We start from the raw sequence: 11,900 nt of genomic DNA, 5'->3' as shown, positions 1-11,900 counted from the left end.
AAATAACATTAAGTGTTTGCAATTTATCTTATATAACGATAATATTAACTCTAGAGGTAGATGATTACCTATGTTATAAAATATCGTGAACAATGGATGCGGAGGGACGAAATCCATGTCGCAAATAACGGCAGACCAACGTAAGAAAGCATTGGAAGTATTAAAAGAAGATGCAGATAAAATATTAAGGCTAATTGAAGTACAAATAGATAACTTGATGACACCTCAATGTCCACTATATGAAGAAGTGCTTGATACACAGATGTTTGGATTATCGAGGGAAATTGATTTTGCTGTTAGATTATCGCTTATTACAGAGGAACAAGGTAGAGAGTTATTAGATAATTTAGAGCACAAATCAAACCTATTACATGAGGCGGCACAAAACACAATTCCATTTAAGAAAAATGGTTAAAACTTTGCGTTTATAGCAAAGTTTTTTATTTAGACAAATTGTGAACATTTTGTGAACGATATTCTTGTTGATTGTTATATCGGAAAATTTCATGTATTCTAAATACTTAAAAGGCTCTATCGTCCTAGCAATTGAACGATACATATTATATAATTTAATGTATGTTATAAGTCATTACTATGGTTTGGAGTGTTTGATGTGCGTAAGCTTTTAAAAGATTTTGATTTTGTGTTAATGATCACTCCTATTTTGCTTGCAGGATTTGGAGTTGTTATGGTATATAGTGCGAGCATGCTAATTGCAGTCGTTCAAGGATTGGATAGTTCTTTTTATTTAAAACGTCAATTAATATGGTTTTGTTTATCAGTAGTGGTTTTTTTATTTGTATCGATTTTTCCGTACAAAAATTACATAAGATTGATGCCGATCATTTTAATTGGTAGTGTCGTAGGTTTACTTGCAGTACTCTTCTTTGGGGAAAGTGTCAACAATGCAGTCCGAGCTGTTTCATTGTTTGGCTTTAACCTACAACCAGCGGAATTTGTTAAACTAGCAATTATTATATACTTAGCTTTTATTTATTCAAAAAAACAAAACCGGATTGATAACTTTGTTGATAGTGTGTTACCGCCTTTAATTTTATCAGGCTTTTTAATTTTTTTAATTATTTTACAACCAGATATAGGGACAGCTTCGATTATTGTTTTTGTCGTAATAGTGCTTTCGTTGTCCGCAGGGGTTAAATTGAAATATTTAGGTTTTATTGGAGGAGTACTGGCGATTATTTTAACGCCAATTATATATTTCTCTGGTTTTGTCACACCGACAAGAATCGAACGCTTTAAAGGAGCATATGACCCTTTTACAGATGCAAGTGATTCAGGTTTCCAGCTAATCCAATCGTATGTAGCAATTGGAGGCGGAGATCTTTTAGGACAAGGATTAGGACAAAGTATACAGAAACTTGGTTATTTATATGGAGCACATACGGACTTTATTATGGCAATAATTGCTGAGGAGCTAGGTGTTTTTGGTATTGTGATTGTGATGGGATTGTTTATCACAATTGTTGTCAAAGGTGTGATGATTGCTACGAAGTGTAAGGATGGCTTTGGATCTTTACTTGCAATAGGAATCACTTCACTTATATCGATTCAGGCATTTGTTAATTTAGGTTCTATAAGTGGAATCTTACCGATTACTGGTGTACCATTACCTTTTATTAGTTATGGAGGTTCATCTTTATTGACATGTATGATTGCGATGGGAATATTAAATAACATTGCTAAAACAGTTAATGGATATGAAGACATAACAAATTAGGTACTTATATAAATATATAGTTAGGAAAGGAAGAGAAGGATGACAGTAGTTCAAGATAGGAAAATCAACAAAATTTTGGCTGCAAACCGTGGAGAAATAGCGATAAGAATATTTAGAGCATGTACAGAATTAGATATTCGTACCGTCGCTATTTATTCAAAAGAGGATGCAAGTTCCCTTCATCGTTATAAAGCAGATGAGTCTTATTTAATTGGTGAAGATAAAAGTCCAATTGACGCTTATCTAGACATTGAAGGAATCATTACGATAGCAAAAAACACAAATGTTGATGCAATTCACCCTGGATATGGTTTATTGTCTGAAAACATTGAGTTTGCTAGACGATGTGAAGAAGAAGGAATTATTTTTATTGGTCCGACTAGTGAACATTTAGATATGTTTGGAGATAAAGTAAAGGCGAAGCAACAAGCAATCAATGCAGGTTTACCGATTATTCCAGGGACAGATGGACCTGTATTATCCATCTCAGAAGTAGAAAAATTTGCAGAAGAAGCAGGTTATCCAATTATTATTAAAGCTTCACTCGGTGGTGGTGGACGTGGAATGCGAATCGTTCAGCATAAAGGTGAATTAGCAGAAGCATATGACCGAGCTCGTTCTGAAGCGAAAACAGCATTTGGAAATGACGAAATTTATGTAGAGAAATTTATAGAAAATCCAAAACATATTGAAGTACAAATTATTGGGGACCAATATGAAAACGTTGTCCATTTATTTGAACGAGATTGTTCTATTCAAAGAAGGCACCAAAAAGTAGTAGAAATTGCACCGAGTTTATCTTTATCAGATAAATTACGTGAAGAAATTTGTGAAGCAGCTGTAAAATTATCAGAAAATGTAAAGTATGTGAATGCTGGTACGGTTGAATTTTTAGTAACTGGAGATGAATTCTACTTTATTGAAGTAAACCCACGAATTCAAGTAGAACATACGATTACAGAAATGATTACTGGAATCGATATTGTACATACACAAATTAAAGTTGCTGAAGGTCTTAGTTTATACGATCCCGCAGTTGGTATTCCGAAACAGGAAGAGATTCGCACGAATGGTTATGCGATTCAGTCACGCGTCACAACAGAGGACCCGTTAAACGACTTTATGCCTGATACAGGAAGAATTATGGTTTATCGTTCTGGTGGCGGATTTGGTGTAAGATTAGATGCTGGAAACTGTTATCAAGGTGCAATTGTATCACCATACTATGATTCATTATTAGTGAAAGTGTCAACATGGGCTTTAACATTTGAGCAAGCTGCACAAAAAATGGAACGTAACTTAAGAGAATTTAGAATTCGCGGAATAAAAACAAATATTCCATTTTTGAAAAATGTTGTTAGACATAAACAGTTTTTAAAAGGGGAATACGATACAAACTTTATCGATGAAACACCAGAATTATTTGATTTCGAACCGAGATTAGACCGTGGAACGAAATTATTAACATATATAGCAGATATGACAATCAATGGTGTGGATGGTGTCCCGAAAAAACAGAAGCCTATATTTTCACCATTACATAAACCAGTAGTAGATGATATAACACTTCAAAAAGGAACAAAACAACTGCTGGATGAACATGGACCAGAATATGTATCAAATTGGCTGAAAAATGAAAAACAAACATTACTTACAGATACGACGTTTAGAGATGCGCATCAATCATTACTTGCGACGAGAATTCGTTCAAAAGATTTGATTGACATTGCAGAGCCGACAGCAAAATTATTACCTGATTTATTCTCCCTAGAAATGTGGGGAGGAGCAACATTTGACGTAGCATACCGTTTCTTACGTGAAGATCCATGGATTCGATTGCGTAAATTACGTGAACGTATTCCAAATGTTTTATTCCAAATGTTGCTTCGTGCTAGTAATGCTGTTGGGTATAAAAACTATCCAGATAATGTAATTGAAGAATTTGTGAAAGAAAGTGCACAATCTGGAATTGATGTATTCCGAATTTTTGATAGCTTAAACTGGTTTGAAGGAATGGTTCCTGCGATTGAAGCAGTACGAGCAAATAATAAAATTGCGGAAGCATCTATTTGTTACACAGGAAATGTATTAGATAAAGGGAATAAAAAATATGATTTATCTTATTACATGAAATTAGCGAAAGAACTGGAAGCTGCCGGAGCACACGTATTAGGAATTAAAGATATGGCTGGTTTATTAAAACCTGAAGCCGCATATCAATTAATTACAAATTTAAAAGAAGTAATTGATATTCCAGTTCATCTTCATACACATGATACGAGTGGAAATGGTGCATTCATGTATGCTAGAGCAATCGATGCTGGGGTAGATGTTGTAGATGTAGCGGTTGGATCAATGGCTGGTTCTACATCTCAACCGAGTGCACAGTCGTTATATCATGCATTAGACGGTACAGATAAACAACCGAAAATGAGTATCGATCATTATGAAACATTGTCTACGTATTGGGAAAGTGTACGAGCATATTATGAAGATTTTGAAAGTGGAATGAATGCGCCACATACAGAAGTATATACTCATGAAATGCCTGGAGGACAGTACAGTAACTTACAGCAACAAGCAAAAGCTGTAGGACTGGAAGAGCGCTGGGATGAAGTGAAAACAATGTTCAACACGGTGAACCATATGTTTGGTGATATCGTAAAAGTAACACCATCTTCTAAAATTGTTGGTGATATGGCATTATTTATGGTTCAAAACAATTTAACAGAAGAAGAGGTTTATGAACGTGGAGAGTTTATGGACTTCCCTCAATCGGTTATTGAATTTTTCCAAGGGAATATTGGTCAACCATATGGTGGCTTCCCGGAAAAACTTCAAAAAATAATTTTAAAAGGTCGGGAAAAAATCGACGTTCGACCAGGGCAGTTATTAGAGCCAGTTGATTTTAAAAAGACACATGAAGAATTATCGAAAAAGTTAGGTTTTGAAGTATCTAACCATGATGTATTAGCATATGTACTATACCCTGATGTATTTACGACATTTGCGAACTTTAGAGAAGAATTTGCTGATGTGTCTGTATTAGATACACCAACATATTTTTATGGAATGCGGTTAGGAGAAGAAATCGAAGTTGAAATTGAAAAAGGAAAGACGTTATTTATCCGTCTAGCATCAATTTCAGAGCCACGTTCTGACGGTACACGTGTCATTTACTTTGAATTAAATGGTCAATCTCGTGAAATTATTTTAAAAGATAAGAACATCACATCACAAGTTGCGGAACTTCCAAAAGTAGATAAAGAAGATCCGAAACAAATTGGTGCAACGATGCCTGGAACTGTTATTAAAACATTAGTTTCAGAAGGGGATAAAGTAGAGAAAGGTGATTATCTATTAATTACGGAAGCAATGAAGATGGAAACGACGATTCAAGCGCCGTTTAAAGGAATTGTAAAACGTATTTTCGTAAATGATGGAACAGCTATCTCTGTAGATGATTTGTTAATCGAGTTTGAATAAGTTATAGTATGGAGGTTAGAACATGTAATTTGTTCTAACCTCTTTAATTTGTAGAAAATGAGGAAGATATATGGACATACCAATTTTATATGAAGACAATCATTTGTTAATTGTTGAAAAGCCAATCAATATTCCAGTACAAGAAGATCGAACGAAAGATGAGGATTTATTAACTATTTTAAAGAAATTCATTAAACAGCGAGACGAAAAACCTGGAAATGTATATTTAAGTTTAATTCATCGCTTAGACCGTCCAGTCGGTGGAGCAATTGTTTTTGCTAAAACATCAAAAGCAGCATCGCGACTTAGTGATCAACTACGTAGACGAACAATTGAACGGAAATATTTAGCGGTTGTTCGTGGAGAAATAAAACAAAAAGAGGCAAAATTAGTCGATTATTTATGGAAAGATACGAAAAAAAACATCGTTTCCATCGTATCGAAACATAAACATGGTGCGAAACAAGCGATTTTAACGTACAAAGTGCTAGAAACGAATAAAAAATTATCGTTGTTAGAAGTTGAATTAGAAACTGGACGACCACATCAAATAAGAGTTCAATTAAATGGTACGGGACATCCATTATATGGAGATCAAAAATATGGTCAGCATGTAAATAAAGTCGGAGAACAAATTGCACTTTGGGCTTATGAACTAACTTTGACACATCCAACAACGAAACAAGTTATAACGGTTCATTCATTTCCAAAAGAAACATACCCTTGGTCAGAATGGTCGTATATAAAAAAATGAGGCTAGGAATATCCTAGGCCTCATTTTTTGCACTTTGTTTCATATGAAGAATATTTTTATTTGTTTGTGTTACTTTTACTTTTTGTTCTTGATGTGCACTACGGTTTGATAATAACATGAAGTAACTTAACATACCGAAATAGCATGTAATAAAGAATGCATGGAATAATGCAATCCATAAGTTTAACTCTGTAAAGATAATCATAGCTCCAAAAATTACTTGTAATAAAATTAAACTAAAAGAAATAATCCATCCATAATACATTACGCGGTTATTACGGTAATTTTTGTGTACTTTAATGAAGAAAATGAATGTCCAAATAAATAAAATTGCTGCTAACGATCTGTGTCCCATTTGTACCCATTGATGGAAATTATAATCGGCAAATGCGAATGGAGCATTATTATCACAAAATGGCCAACTACCACAAACGAGGTTTGCATTTATATGTCTTACTAATGCGCCTGTATATACTACGATAATCGTAAAAATGGATAACAAGTATATTTCTATCCGATCTTTTTTCTTAATATGCAAAGTATCCGCGTCTAACTTATTGTCAATTTCGAATATGAGTAACATTAGTAAAAAGATAGAAGCAAATGACACTAAAGAAACACCGAAATGGATCGCTAATACGAAATCAGACTGTCCCCAAACAACTGCTGCAGCTCCAATTAATCCTTGTAAAACTAAGAAAAACACAGAGATGAAAGATAAGAACTTAACTTCTCGAATGTGTCCTAAGTGCCCCCAAGCAAATACTGCCAGTAATAAAACTGTCACACCAATGATGCTTGAAACAAGTCTGTGACTATATTCAATAATTAATTCTGGTGTGATGACATTCGGAAATAATTGACCGTTACATAATGGCCAACTACTACCACAACCGGCACCTGAATCTGTTTTGGTTACTAATGCACCACCTAGTAAAATAAAAAACATACCAATCGTGGAAACGACAGATAACCATTTAATCGTTCTAAACATACGTATAGCCTCACTTTATATTAAAATAATAGATGATATAAAAAATTGTTCATTACTTATCATAATAGCATATTCATGAAGAAATCAATTAAAAAAAACATATTAGAACAAGAAGTTCATCAATTATCATAAATTTGTAACAATAATGGAATAAATACGTAAAATTCAGTGACAGATATAGTACAAATTCTTGCAAAAGATATAGAAATTTGATAAAAATAGTATGTAGAAGTTGTCATACGAAAATCCAATGTTCTTAAGTGGGGGAAGTAATATAAAGACTTAAAGAACAAAGTGTTTGAGAAAGTTGATACACTGTGGATACTCGCTAAAAATGCTTTCATTACAATCGTAAAGAGAGTGACAGCATGAATGATTAGAATATGTATGTAAGAGTAGTTTATTCTTCGCCATATTCTACTTATTTATAATATTGAAGGGAGGCAGCTGCAATATATTTGTAACAGAAGTGTGATCTTCCAGATGAATAACGTGTATGTTATTCATAAAGCCTTTTATTCATTTTCTGTATGAAAGATTAAGTAATTGTATAAACTAACATTATTCATTCAATATTATGTTATTACATTATATTTCGCTATAATTTTATGTTTATTATAAAATGAAACGTAATAACGGATATTGGTTTTAAACATGTTTAAAAATATACGATGTACTTAAGGATAAAAGTGTTTTCAATCCCTATGTCACAATATATCCATATGTAAAAAAGCATTTTGATCGACCACGTTAACTGAATGACTTTATTGATTCGTGAGACAAACTTTGAACAAAGGTATTTAAATTAAAATGCATCCCGGATAATTCATTAAATCAATGAATTGTATAAGATGAAATATTGCATTGTAGCCTTACGTGGTTTATGATAGTAATATACTAAATTCACTTGCCGAATGCAGTTTAAAATTAATGAAAGAGAGGTATACATACATGAAAGGATGGTTAGGGAAAGCAAAGAGCCTTCTAATATTGGGTGCTTTAGCCTTTGTACTTTCAGGATGTGGAAGAGATAATTTAACGGCACTTGTACCTAAAGGGTACGGGGCAGAGGTTTCGATGAATTTAATCATTTTAACGACGGTGATAATGACATTTGTACTAATTATTGTATTTATCATTTATGCATTTGTCTTAGTTAAATTCCGTAAGAAAAAGGGAGACGCTGTTATCAATCCTGAGCAAGTAGAAGGAAACAAAACATTAGAAGCAGTATGGACGATTATTCCAATTATCTTAGTAGTTATTATGGCTGTTCCAACTGTATTTGCTACATTCCACTTAGCAGATGATTCAGACAAGGAAGACCATATTAACGTAAATGTTACTGGTAACCAATATTGGTGGCATTTCGATTATGAAAATGAAGAAATTTCAACAAGTCAGGATTTATACATTCCAGTAAATACGAAAGTATATGTTCATTTAATTACAAATGACGTTTTACACTCATTCTGGGTACCAAGTTTATCAGGTAAATTAGACGTTAACCCAGAAAACGTAAATACAATGTATTTAGAAGCATATGAAGAGGGAGTGTACTTCGGTAAATGTGCTGAATTATGTGGGCCTTCTCACTCACTAATGGACTTTAAAGTTGTTGTAGTAAGTGAGGAAGAATATGAGCAATGGGTTGCAGACATGCAAGACTTTAACTCTGAAGAAGTGGAGTTAGATGCAGTTGCACAAGAAGGTCAAGAATTGTTTGAAGAAAAAGCGTGTATTAGTTGTCACGCAACAGATACACAAAACTACTCAGCAGGTGCAGTACCAGTTGGACCAGACTTAACGAACTTAGGAGACCGTTCACGTTATGCTGGATATTTAATGCCAACTAAAGAGAATTTAGTAAACTGGATTTTAGATCCAGAAACATTAAAGCCTGGAAACTTAATGACAGGTAACTATCCTGATGTTACAGAAGATGAAGCTGACAAAATTGCAGAATACTTATTACAATTAAAGCCATCTGACGTTACAGCAGAAAGTAAAGAAAAATAATTTATTTTAATAAACCTTAAGTTCTTAGATTAAAATATAGGAGGTATTTAATGTGAGTACAGCAGCTATGGGTAAAAGAAGCTTTGGCGCATTCTTATGGGATTATATGACAACTGTTGACCATAAGAAAATTGCTCACCTATACTTAGCAGGTGGAGGATTCTTCTTCATCCTAGGTGGAATTGAAGCATTAATTATTCGTATTCAGTTAATTAAACCTGAAAACGACTTTATTAGTGCAGGATTCTATAACGAAGTAATTACGATGCACGGTACTACAATGATTTTCTTAGCGGCCATGCCGATGATGATAGGACTTATGAACGCCGCTATGCCGTTACAAATAGGAGCACGTGACGTTGCTTTCCCATTTTTGAACGCACTTAGTTTCTGGTTATTCTTCTTCGGGGGAATTTTATTAAACATCAGTTTCTTAACTGGTGGGGCTCCTGATGCTGGTTGGACATCTTATGCTTCATTAGCAATGCAGTCACCAGGACATGGGGTTGATTACTATGTAGTAGGGTTACAGATTGCAGGTGCAGGTACGTTAATGGGAGGTATTAACTTCTTGGCGACAATTGTTACAATGCGTGCACCAGGTATGACTTATATGCGTATGCCATTATTTACATGGGCTTCATTCGTAACGAGTATTTTAATTTTATTCGCATTCCCACCATTAACGATCAACTTATTTTTATTAATGTTTGACCGTATGTTTGATACAGCGTTCTTTAACGTTGCATTAGGTGGTAACACAATTATTTATCAGCACTTATTCTGGATTTTCGGACACCCAGAAGTTTATATCTTAATTTTACCGTTTTTCGGTTTATTCAGTGATATCTTCTCTACTTTCTCAAGAAAGAGATTATTCGGATACACTGCAATGGTTTTCGCGACGATGTTAATCGCGTTCTTAGGATTCATGGTATGGGCTCACCATATGTTTACAGTTGGTCTAGGTCCTGTTGCTAACTCAATCTTCGCAGTAGGTACAATGGCAATTGCGGTACCGACAGGAATCAAGATTTTCAACTGGTTATTAACGATGTGGGGTGGTCAAGTAACGATTAACTCTGCAATGTTATGGGCACTAGGATTTATCCCATCATTTACAATTGGTGGAGTTACAGGTGTTATGCTTGGATCAGCAGTTGCTGACTACCAGTATCATGACACATATTTTGTTATCGGACACTTCCACTACGTAATCGTTGGTGGTTCAGTATTTGGTATTTTTGCAGGTTTACATTACTGGTGGCCGAAAATGTTCGGTCGTGTATTGAATGAGACATTAGGTAAGTGGACATTCTGGTTATTCTTTATTGGATTCCATTTAACATTCTTTATTCAACACTTCTTAGGTCTAATGGGTATGCCTCGTCGTTACTGGGTATTCTTACATGACCAAGGTTTAGAATTAGGAAACTTAATTAGTTCAGTTGGTGCCTTCTTCATGGGTGTTGGATCTATCATATTCGTATTTAATATTATTTATACGGCAATTAAAGGAGAAAAAGCAGAAGCGGATCCATGGGATGGTCGTACATTAGAGTGGACAGTTTCATCTCCACCGCCATATTATAACTTTGAACAGTTACCATTAGTTCGTGGTTTAGACCCGTTATGGATTGAAAAAATGGAAGGTGACGGAACTGTACCTCCAGGAGAACCTTTAGATGATGTTCATATGCCTAATGGTTCAATCTTACCGTTCTTAATGGGATTAGGATTCTTCATAGCTGGATTTGGATTTATTTACCAAGATGGTCAAGGAAGCTTATGGTATTTAGCGCTTTACGGAGGATTGGCGTTTGCTATCGGATGTATGGTTGTTAGATCACTGAAAGATGACTATGGCTACTATATCCCTAAAGAAGAACTTCAAAAAGCACTTGAAGGGGAGGCTAAGTAATAATGAGTCATGATCATAGCAACTTATTTCCAGAAACTCTCCCGGCAGAGCCTGAAAAAGCTACACTAGAAGGTAAAAACAAATTCTTTGGGCTATGGTTCTTCTTAGGTGGGGAAACAGTATTATTTGCAAGTTTATTCGGGACTTACCTTGCGTTGAAAAATTCAACTGCAGGGGGTCCTGCATCAGATGAATTATTCGGTCTTGGACTTGTGTTTTTAATGACAATGTTATTATTAACAAGTTCATTAACGAGTGTGTACGCTATGTTTCATATGCGTAACGGTGATTTCAAGAAAATGTATTTATGGTTAGCAATTACTGGATTATTAGGTATTGGGTTCTTAGCTTGTGAAATCTACGAGTTCGCGCACTATATCACAGATTACGGATTTACTTTCCGTTCATCAGCGTTTGGTTCAGCGTTCTATGCATTAGTTGGATTCCACGGAGGACACGTATTATTCGGTATTTGTTGGTTAATTCTGTTATTAGTTCGAAATGCTAAGCGCGGATTAAACTTATATAACGCACCTAAATTCAACACATTCAGTTTATACTGGCACTTCATTGATGTTGTTTGGGTATTCATCTTCACAGTAGTTTACCTAATGGGAAAGGTGGGTTAATAAATGACAAACGAAGTAAATACAGAACAAGCAGAATTACTTAGACGAAAAAAGAGTAAAGATGAAATGAAAAAGCAATTAATTTCTTTCAGTATGATGATTGTTTTTACTTTAATTTCTTTTGGTTTAGTAGCAGTAGGAACAATTGAAAGAATGTACATTTTACCTATCCTTTTTGTGATGGCTATCGTACAAGCAGGATTCCAGTTTTATTACTTTATGCATTTAAAAGATAGAGATCATGAAATGCCAGCTACTTTCATCTATGGTGGAGTATGGGCAGGATTTTTAACACTAGCGGGATTAATAGTAATCACTTGGTGGTAATAGGTAAAAGCTAGAGAACTTGGTTCTCTAGC

At 34.6% G+C, this 11,900-nt stretch carries 9 protein-coding genes; 8 read left to right on the top strand and 1 reads right to left on the bottom strand.

All coding sequences use genetic code 11. The features are described 5' to 3' along the window. Positions 1-115 precede the first annotated feature (115 nt). The 4 genes from WKT09_RS13100 (at position 116) to WKT09_RS13085 (ending at position 5,978) form a co-directional block, all read left to right on the top strand. Positions 116-415: a YlaN family protein gene (locus WKT09_RS13100; RefSeq protein ID WP_336265846.1), complete on the top strand. Its 300-nt coding sequence runs from the start codon at positions 116-118 to the stop codon at positions 413-415. A gap of 198 nt (positions 416-613) precedes the next feature. After that, complete coding sequence (locus WKT09_RS13095) at positions 614-1,738, top strand: FtsW/RodA/SpoVE family cell cycle protein (RefSeq protein ID WP_340416459.1); 1,125 nt, start codon at positions 614-616, stop codon at positions 1,736-1,738. A 39-nt stretch (positions 1,739-1,777) separates the two neighbouring features. Then, the gene (gene pyc, locus WKT09_RS13090; protein WP_340416458.1) at positions 1,778-5,224 is read left to right on the top strand and encodes a pyruvate carboxylase; all 3,447 of its coding nucleotides are present in this window, start codon (positions 1,778-1,780) and stop codon (positions 5,222-5,224) included. Between the two features lie 70 nt (positions 5,225-5,294). Continuing rightward, positions 5,295-5,978, top strand: coding sequence for an RluA family pseudouridine synthase (locus WKT09_RS13085; RefSeq protein WP_340416457.1), 684 nt, complete (start codon positions 5,295-5,297; stop codon positions 5,976-5,978). A gap of 13 nt (positions 5,979-5,991) precedes the next feature. Here the strand turns inward: WKT09_RS13085 and WKT09_RS13080 are convergent, their stop codons facing one another. Next, entirely contained in the window at positions 5,992-6,972 is a 981-nt protein-coding gene (locus WKT09_RS13080; RefSeq protein ID WP_340416456.1) for a COX15/CtaA family protein, read from the bottom strand. A gap of 951 nt (positions 6,973-7,923) precedes the next feature. On the opposite strand from WKT09_RS13080, the gene coxB reads away from it, so the two are divergent. From coxB to ctaF, 4 genes are read left to right on the top strand one after another with little or no spacing between them, the layout of a single operon-like run. Beyond that, positions 7,924-8,991, top strand: a complete 1,068-nt coding sequence (coxB, locus tag WKT09_RS13075) for a cytochrome c oxidase subunit II (RefSeq protein WP_340416455.1) — start codon at positions 7,924-7,926, stop codon at positions 8,989-8,991. 52 nt (positions 8,992-9,043) lie between these two features. Further along, complete coding sequence (gene ctaD, locus WKT09_RS13070) at positions 9,044-10,912, top strand: cytochrome c oxidase subunit I (RefSeq protein WP_340416454.1); 1,869 nt, start codon at positions 9,044-9,046, stop codon at positions 10,910-10,912. Between the two features lie 2 nt (positions 10,913-10,914). Beyond that, complete coding sequence (locus tag WKT09_RS13065) at positions 10,915-11,541, top strand: cytochrome (ubi)quinol oxidase subunit III (protein ID WP_340416453.1); 627 nt, start codon at positions 10,915-10,917, stop codon at positions 11,539-11,541. 3 nt (positions 11,542-11,544) lie between these two features. Further along, positions 11,545-11,868 (top strand): cytochrome c oxidase subunit IVB, encoded by a 324-nt coding sequence (gene ctaF / locus WKT09_RS13060; RefSeq protein WP_340416452.1) that lies wholly within the window; start codon positions 11,545-11,547, stop codon positions 11,866-11,868. The last annotated feature ends 32 nt before the right edge of the window (positions 11,869-11,900 follow it).

Origin of the sequence: Pseudogracilibacillus sp. ICA-222130 (assembly GCF_037892545.1) — a bacterium.
Lineage (GTDB): Bacteria > Bacillota > Bacilli > Bacillales > Amphibacillaceae > Pseudogracilibacillus.
This window is presented reverse-complemented; position numbering and strand designations above follow the sequence as displayed.

Bases quoted from the DNA above. Each gene is read 5' to 3' on its own strand.
- pyc (WP_340416458.1), top strand. From the start codon at position 1,778: ATGACAGTAGTTCAAGATAGGAAAATCAACAAAATTTTGGCTGCAAAC.
- WKT09_RS13085 (WP_340416457.1), top strand. From the start codon at position 5,295: ATGGACATACCAATTTTATATGAAGACAATCATTTGTTAATTGTTGAA.
- WKT09_RS13080 (WP_340416456.1), bottom strand. From the start codon at position 6,972: ATGTTTAGAACGATTAAATGGTTATCTGTCGTTTCCACGATTGGTATG.
- coxB (WP_340416455.1), top strand. From the start codon at position 7,924: ATGAAAGGATGGTTAGGGAAAGCAAAGAGCCTTCTAATATTGGGTGCT.
- WKT09_RS13065 (WP_340416453.1), top strand. From the start codon at position 10,915: ATGAGTCATGATCATAGCAACTTATTTCCAGAAACTCTCCCGGCAGAG.
- ctaF (WP_340416452.1), top strand. From the start codon at position 11,545: ATGACAAACGAAGTAAATACAGAACAAGCAGAATTACTTAGACGAAAA.
- WKT09_RS13100 (WP_336265846.1), top strand. From the start codon at position 116: ATGTCGCAAATAACGGCAGACCAACGTAAGAAAGCATTGGAAGTATTA.